This is a genomic window from Kitasatospora sp. NPDC001683 (assembly GCF_053596495.1).
The window spans coordinates 1-14702 of the sequence record NZ_JBSFGK010000139.1; the positions used below are offsets into that span (position 1 = coordinate 1).

Here is a 14702-nt window from a genome sequence, read left to right on the forward strand (position 1 = left end):
ACTGCGACGGGTTCTGGACCAGGCCGGCGAGGGTGGCGGCCTCGGCGATGGTCAGCCCTCCCGCCGTGGCGTTTCCGAGCGGTTCCTCGTCCGAGCCGCGCTTCAGTGGTGGAAGCCCGCGCTGGCCGGCACCCCCAGCTCCTTGAGCGGGACGGGCTGGCGCCGCAGCTCCGGCAGCAGCCGGTGGAGGTCGGCCAGCAGCAGGTCGGCGAGGTCCCGGGAGAAGGCGTTGCGACAGACCACCCGGATCACCGACAGGTCCTCCCGGTTCGCCGGGAAGGTGTACGCGGGCACCTGCCAGCCGCGCTCGCGCAGCCGCCGCGAGACGTCGAACACGTCGAAGGTCACGTCCTCGGTGGTGGTGAAGGCGAACACCGGGAGCTGGTCGCCGCGGGTCAGCAGCCGGAAGCAGTCCAGCTTCCCGATCTCCCCGGCGAGGTAGGTGGCGACCTCCCGGCAGGCGCCCTGGACGGCCCGGAAGCCGGCCCGGCCGAGCCGCAGGAAGACGTAGTACTGCGCCGCGACCTGTGCGCCGGGCCGGGAGAAGTTGAGCGCGAAGGTCGGCATCTCGCCGCCCAGGTAGTTGACCCGGAAGACCAGTTCCTCGGGCAGCGCCTCCCGGTCCCGCCACAGCGCCCAGCCGACGCCGGGGTAGACCAGGCCGTACTTGTGGCCGGAGGTGTTGATCGACTGCACCCGGGGGAGCCGGAAGTCCCAGACCAGGTCCGGGTCGAGGAAGGGCGCCACCATGCCGCCGGAGGCGCCGTCCACGTGCACCGGGACGTCCAGGCCGGTGCGCTCCTGGAGCTCGTCCAGGGCCGCGCAGATCTCCGCGATCGGCTCGTACGACCCGTCGAAGGTCGAGCCGAGGACGCCGACCACGCCGATGGTGTTCTCGTCGCACAGCGCGGCCGCCTGCTCGGCGCCGAGGTGGAAGCGCTCGCCCTCCATCGGCGCGGTGCGGGCCTCGATCTCCCAGAAGTTGCAGAACTTGTCCCAGCACACCTGCACGTTGACGCCCATCACCAGGTTGGGCCGGGCCCCGGCCGCGTAGCGCTCGGGGTTGCGGCGCATCCAGCGGCGCTTGAGCGCCATGCCGGCCAGCATGCAGGCCTCGCTGGAGCCGGTGGTGGAGCAGCCGACCGCGGTGTCCGGGTCGGGGGCGTGCCAGAGGTCGGCGAGGATGGCCACGCAGCGCCGCTCCAGCTCGGCGGTCTGCGGGTACTCGTCCTTGTCGATCATGTTCTTGTCCAGGCACTCGGTCATCAGCCGGATGGCCTGCACCTCCATCGAGGTGGTGACGAAGGTCGCCAGGTTGAGCTTGGCGCTGCCGTCCAGCATCAGCTCGTCGTGGATCAGCTGGTACGCGGTGTCGGCGGCGACCGCGCCCTCGCCGAGCCGGTGCACCGGCGGGGCGAGCTCCATCGCGCCCAGCGGGTCGGTGATGCCGACGAACGGACTGACGCTCAGCCGGCGGTCGCTGCCGGTCCCCTTGTGCAGGGCCATGGGATGCTGCCGCCCTTCGCCTCGGTGGCCGTGTCCCGACCCACGCTGCCACCGGGCGTGGGGTGACGCATCTTCACCGACGGACACCGGCCGCTGCCGTCTCCGGCACACACCGGCCGACCCTCCGCTACGCGGCGGCCGCCTCCGGGTGGATCTGGTCCCGGGCGGCGCGGTACTGCTGGCGCACCGCCGAACCGATCGCCAGGTCCTGCTCGCCCTCCGGCTCGACCGTCTCGGCGTCCGGCAGCTCCCACTGCGGCGGCTCGGCGGTGCCGGCCAGCGCCCAGGCGGCCTGCCGGGCGGCGCCGCGGGCGGCGTGGGCGCCGGGCGGCGGCACCACGACCGGGACGCCGAACAGCATCGGGGCGGCGTGCCGCACGGCGGGCAGCCGGCCGGCCGCGCCGAGCAGGAACACCCGCTTGATCTCGACGCCCTGGGCGCGCAGTACGTCCAGCGCGTCGGCGATGTTGCACAGCATGCCCTCGACGGCGGCCCGGGCCAGGTGTTGCGGGGTCATCGCCTCGACCCGCAGGCCGGTCAGGGTGCCGGCGGCGTGCGGCAGCGCGGGGGTGCGCTCGCCGTCCAGGTAGGGGAGCAGCACCAGGCCGTACGCGCCGGGGGAGGAGTGCAGGGCGAGGTCGCTCAGTCCCTCCAGGTCCACGCCGAGCATGGCGGCGGTGGAGCGCAGCACCTGGGCGGCGTTGAGGGTGGCGACCATCGGCAGGTGGCGGCCGCTCGCGTCGGCGAAGGAGGAGACCAGCCCGGTGGCGTCCACCACGGCCTGCTCGTGCACCGCGAAGATCGTCCCGGCGCTGCCGAGCGAGACCACCGCGTCGCCCGGGCCGAGGCCGAGGCCCAGGGCGGCGGCCATGTTGTCGCCGGTGCCGGCCGAGATCAGCAGGCCCTCGGGGGTGTGCCCGGCGGGTTCGGCGGGGCCGAGCACGTCCGGCAGCCTAAGCTCGTGGCCGAGCGCCAGCTCGACCAGGTCCTGCCGGTACTCGCCGGTGATCGGGGACCAGTAGCCGGTGCCGGAGGCGTCGCCGCGGTCGGTGGTGCGGCGCTTGGGGTGGCCGAGCAGCTGCCAGACCAGCCAGTCGTGCGGCAGCAGCACCTCGGCGACCCGGCGGGCGTTGGCCGGCTCGAACTCGGCCAGCCAGCGCAGCTTGGCGATGGTGTACGTCGGGCCGGGCACCGCGCCGATCGCGGCGGTCCAGGCGGCCGGTCCGCCGAGGGCCTCCAGCAGTTTGGCGGCGGCGCCGCTGGAGCGCGGGTCGTTCCAGAGCATCGCGGGCCGGACCAGCACCCCGCCCGCGTCCAGGCCGATCATGCCGTGCTGCTGCGCGCTGACGCCGATCGCCCGGACGCCCTCCAGCAGGCCGCCGGCCGCGGCGTCGCCGAGCGAGTGCAGCCACACCTGCGGGTCGGCCTCGCCGGGGCGCAGGTCCTGGTCGTCGGGGACGGGGTGCGGAGCCTTGCCGGAGCGAAGGACGGCGCCGGTGTCGGTGTCGCACGCGACGATCCTGGTGCGGCTGGTCGAGCTGTCTATCCCCGCGACGATGGCCATGTCGAGATCATGCCTCAGCCCGGCCCGGTACGCGTCCGGGCCGGGTGAGCCGTTGCCGGTTCGGGACCCCTCGTCGGGGTCCGCTTGACCCCGGCGTCACCGCCCCGTCACGGGCGGAAGGTACCCCAGCCGTCGTCCTCGGCCCGGGACCGGCTGAAGTACGGGACCCGGTCGGTGACGGCGTTCGGCAGTCGGTCCCCGACCCGGTCGGCGACGGCGCCGACCGCCTTCCCGGCCACCGCGCCGGCCTGCTGCCGCGCCCGCTCGGCCGCCCCCTGGACCGCGGGGTTCTGGGCGATCTGCCGGGTGACCTTGGTGATCTGTTCGTAGCGCTGGCGCCCGGCCCGCGAGCCGAGGACGTAGCCGGCCGCGAAACCCACGGCCAACGACAGCTTCCACATGATCGGACCCACCCTCTCCTGGCGGCCTTCTGCCGCATTGCCCTACCCGTTGCTCGGGACGGCGAACCGTCCGCGCCCCCAGCATCCCCGGCTGGCGTCCGGGGCGCGCGCGGGGCACGCCGGACCGGTGGTCCGGGGCGGCCGGGGAAAGCGATTGGCGGACCACCCCCCCGAGTGCGCTAATGTATGTCCCGCAGCGAGCGCCGAGGAGCCCGGGGAACGGGAGCCGAGGCGGAAGCCGATCCCCCATAGCTCAATTGGCAGAGCAGCCGACTGTTAATCGGCAGGTTATTGGTTCGAGTCCAATTGGGGGAGCTCAGGAGAAGTGCCCTTCGGTGGTGTGACTCCTGTGCGTGGTACGGAAGTTGAGTACCGCGATCCCGCATAGCTCAATTGGCAGAGCAGCCGGCTGTTAACCGGCAGGTTATTGGTTCGAGTCCAATTGCGGGAGCTGCGCCGGGTCTGCCCGGTGACTGCTCAGAGCGAAGGCCCCTCGGACGACCGGGGGGCCTTCGTGTTGTCCGGGCCGGTGTCGTGTGCGTCACCCCGTCGCTCCGCAGGCCCCCGCCGCCGGCGTCCGCTGCCGGGAGCCGCCGGCGAGGCGGAGCTCAGGTGGTCGCCTTCCGGTAGAGGTCGGCGACCCGCTGGTCGAAGGCGACGCTGTACGAGGTGCCCGGGGTGTCCCCGCCCTCCTGGTAGCCGCCGATCACGCCGACCACCGTGCCGTCACCGGTGACCCACGGGCTGCCGCTGGTGCCGTCGGTGTAGCCGCCGCAGTCGAAGCGCTCCTGGGTGGCGCTCTGCGAGCTGGTGCGGACCGAGCAGGTGATCGGCTCGTCGCTCTCGTTGGGGTAGCCGGTCACCGAGACCGCCAGCCCGACGCCCCGGCCGGTGCCCAGTGGGTTGCCGCCGACCGCGTCCTCGACCTGCCGGCCGTCGGTCGGGCTGACCGTGACGAAGGCCACGTCGTAGTCGGGGTCGTCGTCCGAGGCCCAGTGCGGGTCGACGGTGATCGACTGCACCTGCCAACTCCCGTACGGGGAGTACCCGTTGCGGTAGCCGGGGGTGAACACCAGGCCGTCCAGCAGGCCGACCCGCTGGTTCTGCACGCAGTGCGCGGCGGTGACCAGCAGGTTGCGCCCGGGGCTGTGCACCACGCTCGCCGTACAGGCCCGGGAGCCCTGCGCGCTGTGGATGGACAGGGTGCCGATCCGGTCGCGGGCCGGGCTCTGCTGGGCGACCTCGGCGTTCGGCGGGTGGTCCGAACCGCCGCCGCACGCGGTGCCGGCGGTCAGCAGCAGGGCGGCCAGCGCGGTCGCTCCGGCCGCGCGCGGGGGCGGCACCGGGCGGGGGGCCATCGGCGCTCCGTCTCGTTCCTCGGGGCGGGCATCCGGGCCGTGCGTTCCGCCGTTCGTGAGGAAGATCTACCAGGCCGTGCCCGGCAGCGCCACTGCCGGGTGTTCGATCGGGCTCCGTCAGCCGGTGGCCCGGTCGTAGAGGGCCTGGACCCGGTCGCCGAAGTAGCTGCTGTACGAGGTGTTCGGGCTGTAGCCGCCCTCCTGGTAGCCGCCGATCACGCCCACCACGGTGCCGGTCCTGGTGGCCGGGTCGAAGTCGGTGACCCACGGGCTGCCGCTGGTGCCGCCGGTGTAGTCGGGGCAGTCGATCCGCAGCTGGGTGGCGCTCTGCTCGGAGGTGGTGTTGGCGCAGGTGATCGGGACGTCGCTGCTGCCCGGGTAGCCGGTGACCCGCACCGGGAGCTGGTAACCGCGGTTGACGCCCAGCTTGTTGGCGCCGAGCACCTGTTGCACCTGCTGGCCGTTCTGGGCCTGGACGACGGCGAAGGCGACGTCCGCGTCCGGGTCGGCGTGGTCCTTCCAGCCGTCGTCCACGGTGACCGCCAGCAGCGGCCAGACGCCGCTCGGGGTGTCGCCGTTGCGGTAGCCGGGGACGAAGACCAGGTCGCTGCGCCGGCCGATCTTCGGGTCCCAGACGCAGTGCGCGGCGGTGACGATGAGGTTGAGCCCGGCGCTGTCCACCACACTGGCGGTGCAGAAGTGGTCGCCGTCCGCGTTGCGCGTGAACACCGCGCCGACCAGGCCGTTGAGCACGGTGGGCTTGGCGGTGCGGGTGACCCCGGTTTGCCGGCTCAGCGCCCTCTTGAAGCGTTGCTTGCTCCAGCCGTGGCTGTTCGCGGTGGTGGTCGGCGGTGCCGAGGTGACCGTCGGGGCGACGCTGCCGGGCCGCGCCGCGGTCGTGCAGCCCGCCGCCGCGAGCGCCAGCGCGAGTACCCCGGCCGCCGCTCCCGTCCCACGCATCGTCATCAGCCCAGGCTGCCCTGTCGGGCCCCTCGACCGCCACCCGGGCTCCACCGCCCGGAGGGGCGCACAGCCTCGCGCACTCAGCTGCGCCCCCGGCGCGCACCACGGGTGATCGACCGGCTATGCTGCCCGGGACGGCCTCGCGGGGCCGTCTGCTGCTGCCGTGGCCGTGAACCGGCGCGCGCGGCGGAACCGGGGCGGTAGCTCAGCCGGTTAGAGCAGGGGACTCATAATCCCTTGGTCGTGGGTTCGAGTCCCACCCGCCCCACCTCTGCGACGCGTGACGAGTGTCGTACGACAGTCCACGGACGGCTCCTGAGCTGGAGTTTCACCGCCCGTGACGACGGAAGTCTAGAGCCCGGCCCACTTCTCCCGGCCCGTGGCGCGCCGGAATTCACCCGCCCGGTGGCATCCGGCTCCGATGGCCTTCGGTGGCCGCCTTTCGCCCCCCGGGGACCCCCTGTGAACCGATCGCGTGCCGGCCCCTGGCGTCTTGCGCGGAAAAAGTGATATCACTTTGACAGCTCAAGCAGACACTCGCACTGGGGGGACGGTCCCATGACCACACCGCGTTTCGCCGTCGAGGACGGCCCTGTCATCGAACTGCCGGCTCCGAAGATCACCGAACGGGTCATCGTCGGCGCCGCCGGGCTGCCGGTGCTCGGTGGGGCGCTGCTCGGCGTGCTCGTCGGGTTCGGGGTGCTGATCGCCGGAGGGGTCCAGATCAGCGGCGGCAGCAAGGGGTTGGGGGTCCCGCTGGTGGTCCTCGGGCCGCTGGTGGTGCTCGGCTCGCTGCTGCTGTTGTGCGGGCTGACGGTCGTCTCGCCCGGTGAGGCCCGGGTGGTCCAGCTGCTCGGGCGCTACCGCGGCACCATCCGGGCCGCGGGCCTGACCTGGGTGAACCCGTTCACCAGCCGACGCCGGATCTCCACCCGGATCCGCAACCACGAGACCGAGACCACCAAGGTCAACGACGCGGACGGCAACCCGATCGAGATGGCCGCCGTGGTGGTCTGGCAGGTCGAGGACACCGCGATGGCGGTGTTCGAGGTGGACGACTACGTCGACTTCGTCGCCATCCAGACCGAGACGGCCGTGCGGCACATCGCCACCAGCTACCCGTACGACGCCCACCACGAGGGGCAGTTGTCGCTGCGCGACGGCGCGGACGAGGTCGCCCGCAAGCTCTCCGCCGAGATCGCCGCCCGGGTGGCCTCGGCCGGTGTGCGGGTCATCGAGTCCCGGATCACCCGGCTCGCCTACGCGCCCGAGGTCGCCCAGGTGATGCTCCAGCGGCAGCAGGCCGGGGCCGTGGTGGCCGCCCGGCGGCTGATCGTCGAGGGGGCCGTCGGTATGGTCGAGGAGGCGCTGGACCGGCTCGCCGAGCGGGACGTGGTGGAGTTGGACGAGGAGCGCAAGGCCGCCATGGTGAGCAACCTCCTGGTGGTGCTGTGCGGCGACCGGGGCACCCAGCCCGTCGTGAACACGGGCTCCCTCTACCAGTAAGGGCGTGGCGTTGGCGACGGAACGGAAGAAGCTCCTGCTGCGACTGGACCCTTCAGTTCACGACGCGCTGGCCAGGTGGGCGGCGGACGAGCTGCGCAGCACCAACGCCCAGATCGAGTTCGTGCTCCGCCGCGCCCTCACCGACGCCGGCCGGATGCCCAGTGGTGCGGCCGGGCTTCCCCGGCGCGGCCGACCGCCCAAGGAGAGCCCGGAGAGCGGCGGTTCCGACGAGGACTGACCGCGGCGAACCGGGCGCCACGGATCTTTCGGAGAGACCGAGATGGACCTGCCCGTCAATCTGCCCGAGAAGCTCTACCTGCTCGCCTACGACCCGCAGCGCGGGCGGCTCACCCACACGAACAACCTCGACCTGGTCCTGCGGGCGGCGGCGCTCACCGAACTCCTCCGCCGCGGACTGATCCGCGACGACGGCCGGCACCCGGCCGCCGTCGGCGGCACGGCCGACGGCCTCGACCCGCTCTCCGCCGCGCTGCTGGAGCAGATCAGCCAAGGGCGGCGGCGCAGCTGGAAGAGCTGGATCGGACGCCAGCGGATGTCGGCGCGAGTGGTCCGCGACGGGCTCGCGGCCGCCGGCCGGATCCGGGTCGAGGAGCACCGGGTGCTCGGGCTCTTCCCGGTCGCGCGGGTCACCCTTCCGGAGCCCCGGGTGCGCAAGGCGCTGACCGAGAGCATCACATCGGCGCTGAGCGGTCCGCTCAGCCGGGTCGACCCGGCGGACGCGGCCCTGGTCGCGTTGGTCGACGCCGCCCGGCTGGGCTCGGTCCTGACGTGGCGCCAGCGCCGCGAGTTCCGCACCCGGATCGACAAGCTGGCACCCGCCGCCGGTCCCGTCCCGCGCGCCCTGCGGCGGGCCATCAACGCGCAGAGCGCGGACGGAGGGGCGGGCTGACAGCCTCCCCGGCGCTCGGACCCCGGCCCGGTCGCCGAGCAGGCGGCCGGGCTCCGCGCTGTCGGCGGCCCGTAAGCTGGCCGGGTGCTCGAACCCGCCCTGCTGCCGACCCCGCTGGTGGACTGCACCGACGAGGTCTTCGCCCGGGCCGGGGTGGAGCTGCGGCTCAAGCGGGACGACCTGCTGCACCCGAGCGTCCCCGGCAACAAGTGGCGCAAGCTCGCGCCCAACCTGGCCGCCGCCGTCGAGCACGGCCACACCCGGCTGCTGACCTTCGGCGGGGCCTACTCGACCCACCTGCGGGCGGTGGCGGCCGCCGCCGGGGCGCTCGGGCTGGAGAGTGTCGGGCTGGTGCGCGGCGAGGAACTGGCCGACCGGCCGCGCAACTGGTCGCTGCGGGCCGCCGAACGCTCCGGGATGCGGCTGGAGTTCCTCACCAGGGCCGCCTACCGGGAGGCCACCGGTCGGGTGCCGGGCGAGTACGGTCCGCAGGCCCTGCAGCGCCGCTGGGGCCCCTGCCTGGTGCTCCCGGAGGGCGGCTCCAACGCGCTGGCGGCGGTCGGCGCGGCGGCGGTCCCGGCCGAACTGACCGACCTGGACGGGCGCGACGTGGTCTGCTGCCCGGTCGGCACCGGCGGCACCCTGGCCGGCATCGCGGCGGGTCTGCCGCGGGGCGCGCGGGCGCTCGGGGTGGCCGTGCTGCGCGGCGGCGAGGGCTACCTGGAGGCGGAGGTCGCCCGGCTGCACCGGGCCGGGTTCGGGCGCGAGTTCGACAACTGGCGGATCGACCACGCCCACCACGGCGGCGGCTACGGCAAGGTCCCGCCCGAACTGGCCGCCTTCGCGGGGGAGTTCGAGCGCCGCCACGGCATCCCGGTGGAGCGCCGGTACGTCGCCAAGCTGCTCGCCGCCCTGGCCGACCTGGCCGGGGCGGGCGCCTTCCCGCGCGGCACCCGCCTGACTGCCGTGGTCACCGGCCTACCGGACCCGGAGTGATCGATCAGGATCCGAAGGTCAGGTCGGCGCACGGGTCGGTGTCGGCGCCCCGGGTGTTCTCCGCTATGCCGGTCGGGATCCCGCTGGGCGTACCGCCGGTCGGCGTCGCCGAGGGCGAGGAGACCGAGTTCAGCTGGGTGCCGGCGGCCCGGTAGTCGGCGCCGAGGGTGACGGTGATCCCGCCCGAGCCCGGCTCCTCGACCGCGCGGGCGCCGGGGAAGAGCGCCGCGACCTGGTCGGCGGTGGTCTTCAGGGCCGGGGCGTAGGAGACCTCGGTGTGCTGCTTGCCGGGGTCGTTGGCGCCGAGTACGACGTTCTGGAAGCCGCGCCCCTTGAGCGTCTCGGCGCCGGAGCCGGCCAGTCCGGCGGTGCCGACGCCGTTGACCACGGTGATCGGGGCCGCGGCCTGGTCGGGGGTCAGCGGCGCGTTCGCGCTGGGGGTGGCACTGGGCGAGGCGGAGGCGGTGGCCGCGCCGGTGCCGGCGGTGCTCCGCCCGTCCAGGGTGCGGTCCTCCCGCAGCAGCTTCCACAGCTCGTCGGCGTCCGGCTGGACCAGCCGCACCCGGTCCCCGGCGAAGCGCCAGGGGGCGGTCACGAAGGTGACGTCGGAGAGCTTGACGTCCTCCACCGAGCGGGCGAAGTCCACCAGCTTCATCGCGGTGCCGAGTCCCTCGTCCACGGTGAGCGACTTGGTGGCGGCGTCGGCCAGCGGCAGCAGGGTGGGCAGCGAGAAGCCCTGGTCCTGGACCTTCTTGATCATCGAGGAGAGGAAGGCCTGCTGGCGCTTCATCCGGCCTATGTCGGAGTTGTCGCCGATGCCGTGGCGGGCCCGCAGGTAGTCCACCGCGGACTTCCCGGAGAGCTTCTGCAGCCCCTTCTTGAGCTGGATGCCGTACTCGTTGACGTCGTTGGGCACGCAGGCCTCCACGCCGCCGATGGCGTCGGTCATCGCGGCGGCGCCCTTGAAGTCGACCACGATGGTGTGGTCGACCCGCAGACCGGTGAGCGCCTCCACGGTGTTCTGGGTGCAGGCCGGGTTGCCCTTGGGGAGCTCGCCGAGGCTGAACGCGGAGTTGAACATCTGGTCGTTGCGGGGCTTGCTCCAGGTGCCGTCCGCCAGCTTGCAGGACGGGATGGTGACCAGGGTGTCGCGGGGGATCGAGACGCCGACGGCGTGCTTGTGGTCGGCGTAGATGTGCACCAGGATCGCGGTGTCCGAGTTGCCGACGCCCTCGTCGCCGCCGCCCAGCGCGTTGTTGCCGTCGTCCCGGGTGTCCGAGCCCAGCAGCAGCACGTTGACCGGCACCTGGGCGCCGGGGGTGACCGGGACGGGGGCGGGCGGGCGCTCGGTGGCGACGCCGCCCGCGTCGAAGGTGGTGATGTTGTTGTCCAGCCGGTGGTAGAACCAGGCTCCGGCTCCCACGACCGACAGCACCAGAACGGCGGCCAGGCCGATGGCGGTCCGCAGGTAGCGGCGCCGGCGCGTGCTGCTGCTCATCCTCCGTGCCCCCCGTCTTCAGGTTTCTCGCGTTCGACGTTCGAACGTTAGACGTTCCGGAAGGCTGTTCGGTTACCCCCGGGCGGGAGGGGAATCGACCCGCGCCGCTGTGATGTTGGTCACGCACCCGGGCCGGAGGCGCCGGTGAGCATCCGCCGGAGCAGGTCCCGCAGCACCGTCCGCTCCTCCGGGCCGAGCGCGGCGAGCGGCTCGCGGGCGAAGTTGAGCGACTCGCGCAGCTCCTCGGAGGCGGCCGCGCCGGTCTCGGTGGCGGCGACCAGCTTGACCCGGCGGTCCTGCCGGTCGGCCTCCCGGGTCACGAAGCCGCGGGCCTCCAGCCGGTCGACGATGCCGGTGATGTTGGAGGGTTCGCAGCTGAGGGTCTGGGCGATGTGGCGCATGGGCAGCGGGCCGCGCCGCAGCAGGGCGAGCACCTTGGCCTGGGCGCCGGTGAGCGAGCGGGCGGCGGCGGCCTCCTCGTACTCGCGGTGGAAGAGTGCGACCAGGTTGGCCATCAGGTCGACGACCTCACGGGTGATCTCGTCGGACTGCGGCGTGGCGACCTCGCTCGGCTGAGTGTCCATGCCCCAGAGTCTACCTGAAAAGTTGACAACATGAACCTTTCATGCCCATCGTTACTTCAGTTCCTCAACCTTTCACCTGTGGAAACCCCCACCAAGGAGCACCACCATGGCAGAGCAGGCCGCCCCCGCCACCGCCCGTGAATGGCACCTCGCCGCCCGCCCCCAGGGCTGGCCGGTGCCCACCGACTTCGCCCTGGTCGAGGCCCCGGTCCGGACCCCGGGCCCGGGCGAGATCCTGGTCCGCAACACCCACCTCTCGGTGGACCCCTACATGCGCGGCCGGATGAACGACGTGAAGTCGTACGTTCCCCCGTTCCAGCTGGGCCAGGCCATGGACGGCGGCGCCGTCGGCTACGTGGTCGCCTCCGAGGCGGAGGGCTTCGCCCCGGGCGACGCCGTGCTGCACGGGCTCGGCTGGCGCGAGTACGCCACCCTGGACGCCAAGCACGCGGTCAAGGTCGACCCGGAGGCCGCCCCGCTCTCCGCCTACCTCGGCGTGCTCGGCATGCCCGGCCTGACCGCCTACGCCGGACTGCTCGCGGTCGGCGGCCTCAAGGAGGGCGACAAGGTCTTCGTCTCCGGCGCGGCCGGCGCGGTCGGTTCGCTGGTCGGCCAGATCGCCCGGCTCAAGGGCGCCTCGCTGGTGGTCGGTTCGGCCGGCTCGGCGGAGAAGGTCGCCAAGCTGGTCGACGAGTACGGCTTCGACGCCGCCTTCAACTACAAGGACGCCCCGGTCGCCGAGCAGCTCGCCAAGGCTGCCCCGGAGGGCATCGACCTCTACTTCGACAACGTCGGCGGCGACCACCTGGAGGCCGCGATCGGTGCCCTCGGCGTGCACGGCCGCGCGGTGCTCTGCGGCGCGATCGCCCAGTACAACGAGACCACCGCGCCCGCCGCCCCGCGCAACCTGGCGATGGCGATCGGCAAGCGGCTGCGCCTGGAGGGCATGCTGGTGCGCGACCACGCCGCCCTGCAGCCGCAGTTCGTCACCGAGGTGGCCGGTTGGCTGAAGTCCGGTGCCCTGCGCACCGAGGAGACCGTGGTGGACGGCTTCGAGAACGCCGCCGAGGCGTTCATCGACCTGCTGCGCGGCGTCAACACCGGCAAGATGGTCGTCCGCCTGGACGGCTGACCCTCCGTCAGGAGATCGGAGCGCCCCGCCGCCCCCATCGGGCGCGCGGGGCGGTTCGCGTGCACGGCGCAGAGGGTCCGGCCGCACTACCGCATTCCGGCCGGATCCGAAAGTGTGTCATCCATCGTGCGGCGCCGCGCGGTACGGTGGTCCCGCCTGGCGATGGGGCCGTTCGGGGGAGAGATCCGGCCGAGGGGTAGACCACGTTGTGGATTCGACTAGCATTGAGCGAAAGCCTGTCCGTTTTGCTCAATTTAGTAGCTTAATGTCGGCTAACGTGAGTAACTGCGGATCAACTGCAGGCACGAGGCAGCTGGGGAAGGCGACCCTCGTCCACAGCCTGGAGGTCCCGGTGACGACACGTGGAGTTCTCTACATCCACTCCGCGCCCCGCGCGCTGTGCCCGCACGTCGAGTGGGCCGTCGCGGGGGTGCTCGGTGTGCGGGTGAGCCTGGACTGGATCCGCCAGCCGGCCGCACCCGGGCACTGGCGTGCCGAGCTCTCCTGGCAGGGGGAGCCCGGCACCGCCTCGAAGCTCGCCTCCGCGCTGCGCGGTTGGCAGCTCATGCGGTACGAGGTGACCAGCGAGCCCTGCGCCACGGCGGAGGGGGAGCGGTACAGCAGCACGCCCACGCTCGGCATCTTCCACGCCGTCACGGGCATCCACGGCGACATCCTGATCCCCGAGGACCGGCTGCGGGCCGTCCTGCTGCGGGCCCGCAGCGAGGGGGCCGACCTGGAGGCCGAGATCTCCCGGCTGCTGGGCAAGCCCTGGGACGACGAACTGGAGCCGTTCCGCTACGCGGGCGAGGGCGCCCCGGTGCGCTGGCTGCACCAGGTGGTCTGACCGGCCGAAGGCACGACGAAGGGGCCGGCGCTCACGGAGAGCGCCGGCCCCTTCGGTGTGGGCGTCAGCGGGTGCGGAAGGCCAGCACCACGTTGTGGCCGCCGAAGCCGAACGAGTTGTTCAGCGCGGCGATCCGGCCCTCGGGCAGCGGGGTGGCCTCGGTCACGATCTTCGCGTCCACCTCGTCGTCCAGCTCCTCGACGTTGATGGTCGGCGGGGCGATCCGGTGGTACAGCGCCTGCACGGTGGCGACGGTCTCGATGCCGCCGGCGCCGCCCAGCAGGTGACCGGTCATCGACTTGGTGGCCGAGACCAGGATGTGGTCGAGGTCCTCGCCCAGCTCCTTGCGCAGCGCCTTCAGCTCGGCGGTGTCGCCCTGCGGGGTCGAGGTGGCGTGCGCGTTGACGTGCACGATCTCGGCCTTGTCCAGCTCGTTGCGGTCGAACAGGTCGGCCAGCGCGCGGGCCACGCCGGCGCCGGTCGGCTCCGGCTGGGCGATGTGGTGGGCGTCCGAGGACAGTCCCTGGCCGATCGCCTCGCAGTAGATCCGGGCGCCCCGGGCCTCCGCGTGCTCCAGCGACTCCAGCACGACCACGCCGGCGCCCTCGCCCAGCACGAAGCCGTCGCGGGCCTTGTCGTACGGACGCGAGGCGCGCTCGGGGTCGTCGTTGTTCTTGGACATCGCCATCATGTTGGCGAACGCGGCGATCGGCAGCGGGTGGATCGCCGCCTCGGTGCCGCCGGCCACCACGACGTCGGCGCGGCCGCTGCGGATCATCTCGATCGCGTAGCCGATCGCCTCGGCGCCGGAGGCGCAGGCGGAGACCGGGGTGTGCACGCCGGCGCGGGCGCCGACCTCCAGACCGACGTTGGCCGCCGGGGAGTTGGGCATCAGCATCGGGACGGTGTGCGGCGAGACCTTGCGGGCGCCCTTGTCCTTCAGCACGTCGTACTGGTCGAGCAGGGTGGTCACGCCGCCGATGCCGGAGGCGATCACGGCGCCCAGGCGCTCGGGGGCGAGCTTGGAGGACTCGTCGGTGGCCGGGGTCTCGAAGCCGGCGTCGGACCAGGCCTCGCGGGCGGCGATCAGCGCGAACTGGGCGGAGCGGTCCAGCTTCCGGGCCAGCGGCCGGGGCAGGATCTCGCCCGGCTCGACCGCGGTGCGCGCGGCGATCCGGACCGGCAGGTCCTCGGCCCACTCCTCGGTCAGGGCCGCCACTCCGGAGCGCCCGGCGATCAGGTTCTCCCAGGTGGTGGCGGCGTCGCCGCCCAGCGGCGTGAAGGCGCCGATACCCGTGACGACCACGGTTCGGTTCTCAGCGGTCACTGGTTTCTCTTCTTTCACGTTCGTGCGGGGTCGGCGCACCAGCACGCAGGGAGTCAGACCGTGGCAAGTGGCAACGCCATCCGTGGCAGCAGGGTCGGGGCCGGCCCGAT

14 protein-coding genes and 3 tRNA genes are annotated in these 14702 nt (G+C 73.0%); 9 read left to right on the forward strand and 8 right to left on the reverse strand.

The window, feature by feature from the left end; translation table 11 throughout:
- Window positions 1–102 precede the first annotated feature (102 nt).
- The 3 genes from ACWCYO_RS37705 to ACWCYO_RS37715 form a co-directional block, all read right to left on the reverse strand.
- Window positions 103–1506: a glutamate decarboxylase gene (locus ACWCYO_RS37705; protein WP_270147078.1), complete on the reverse strand. Its 1404-nt coding sequence runs from the start codon at window positions 1504–1506 to the stop codon at window positions 103–105.
- A gap of 127 nt (window positions 1507–1633) precedes the next feature.
- Entirely contained in the window at window positions 1634–3070 is a 1437-nt protein-coding gene (locus ACWCYO_RS37710; protein ID WP_270147079.1) for an FGGY family carbohydrate kinase, read from the reverse strand.
- 107 nt (window positions 3071–3177) lie between these two features.
- Entirely contained in the window at window positions 3178–3474 is a 297-nt protein-coding gene (locus ACWCYO_RS37715; protein WP_405000832.1) for a hypothetical protein, read from the reverse strand.
- Window positions 3475–3713: 239 nt separating this feature from the next.
- Between ACWCYO_RS37715 and ACWCYO_RS37720 the strand changes: the two genes are divergently transcribed.
- Window positions 3714–3786, forward strand: a tRNA-Asn gene (locus ACWCYO_RS37720).
- 63 nt (window positions 3787–3849) lie between these two features.
- Window positions 3850–3922, forward strand: a tRNA-Asn gene (locus ACWCYO_RS37725).
- A gap of 157 nt (window positions 3923–4079) precedes the next feature.
- Here the strand turns inward: ACWCYO_RS37725 and ACWCYO_RS37730 are convergent.
- Both ACWCYO_RS37730 and ACWCYO_RS37735 read right to left on the reverse strand, forming a co-directional pair.
- Window positions 4080–4829 carry a trypsin-like serine peptidase gene (locus tag ACWCYO_RS37730; protein ID WP_270147081.1) on the reverse strand — a complete coding sequence of 250 codons (750 nt, stop codon included), beginning with the start codon at window positions 4827–4829 and terminating at the stop codon, window positions 4080–4082.
- A gap of 117 nt (window positions 4830–4946) precedes the next feature.
- Entirely contained in the window at window positions 4947–5795 is an 849-nt protein-coding gene (locus ACWCYO_RS37735) for a trypsin-like serine peptidase (RefSeq protein WP_270147082.1), read from the reverse strand.
- Window positions 5796–5986: 191 nt separating this feature from the next.
- Between ACWCYO_RS37735 and ACWCYO_RS37740 the strand changes: the two genes are divergently transcribed.
- The 5 genes from ACWCYO_RS37740 to ACWCYO_RS37760 all read left to right on the forward strand — a co-directional run bounded on the left by ACWCYO_RS37740 (window position 5987) and on the right by ACWCYO_RS37760 (window position 9204).
- Window positions 5987–6060, forward strand: a tRNA-Ile gene (locus ACWCYO_RS37740).
- Window positions 6061–6350: 290 nt separating this feature from the next.
- Window positions 6351–7298 carry an SPFH domain-containing protein gene (locus tag ACWCYO_RS37745; RefSeq protein ID WP_449786732.1) on the forward strand — a complete coding sequence of 316 codons (948 nt, stop codon included), beginning with the start codon at window positions 6351–6353 and terminating at the stop codon, window positions 7296–7298.
- 4 nt (window positions 7299–7302) lie between these two features.
- The gene (locus ACWCYO_RS37750) at window positions 7303–7536 is read left to right on the forward strand and encodes a hypothetical protein (RefSeq protein ID WP_270147084.1); all 234 of its coding nucleotides are present in this window, start codon (window positions 7303–7305) and stop codon (window positions 7534–7536) included.
- A 42-nt stretch (window positions 7537–7578) separates the two neighbouring features.
- Window positions 7579–8208, forward strand: a complete 630-nt coding sequence (locus ACWCYO_RS37755) for a GOLPH3/VPS74 family protein (protein ID WP_270147085.1) — start codon at window positions 7579–7581, stop codon at window positions 8206–8208.
- Between the two features lie 84 nt (window positions 8209–8292).
- Window positions 8293–9204 (forward strand): 1-aminocyclopropane-1-carboxylate deaminase/D-cysteine desulfhydrase, encoded by a 912-nt coding sequence (locus ACWCYO_RS37760; protein WP_449786733.1) that lies wholly within the window; start codon window positions 8293–8295, stop codon window positions 9202–9204.
- Window positions 9205–9208: 4 nt separating this feature from the next.
- Here the strand turns inward: ACWCYO_RS37760 and ACWCYO_RS37765 are convergent, their stop codons facing one another.
- A complete protein-coding gene (locus ACWCYO_RS37765) occupies window positions 9209–10702 on the reverse strand; it encodes an LCP family protein (RefSeq protein WP_449786734.1) in 1494 nt (497 codons plus the stop codon).
- Window positions 10703–10821: 119 nt separating this feature from the next.
- Window positions 10822–11286 (reverse strand): MarR family winged helix-turn-helix transcriptional regulator, encoded by a 465-nt coding sequence (locus tag ACWCYO_RS37770; RefSeq protein WP_270147088.1) that lies wholly within the window; start codon window positions 11284–11286, stop codon window positions 10822–10824.
- 106 nt (window positions 11287–11392) lie between these two features.
- Here ACWCYO_RS37770 and ACWCYO_RS37775 point away from each other — a divergent pair, with 106 nt between their 5' ends.
- Window positions 11393–12418 (forward strand): NADP-dependent oxidoreductase, encoded by a 1026-nt coding sequence (locus tag ACWCYO_RS37775; protein ID WP_270147089.1) that lies wholly within the window; start codon window positions 11393–11395, stop codon window positions 12416–12418.
- A gap of 352 nt (window positions 12419–12770) precedes the next feature.
- A complete protein-coding gene (locus ACWCYO_RS37780; RefSeq protein WP_270147090.1) occupies window positions 12771–13265 on the forward strand; it encodes a DUF3145 domain-containing protein in 495 nt (164 codons plus the stop codon).
- Between the two features lie 64 nt (window positions 13266–13329).
- On the opposite strand, the gene fabF is transcribed toward ACWCYO_RS37780, so the two are convergent.
- Window positions 13330–14592, reverse strand: coding sequence for a beta-ketoacyl-ACP synthase II (gene fabF, locus ACWCYO_RS37785; RefSeq protein ID WP_270147091.1), 1263 nt, complete (start codon window positions 14590–14592; stop codon window positions 13330–13332).
- Between the last annotated feature and the right edge of the window lie 110 nt (window positions 14593–14702).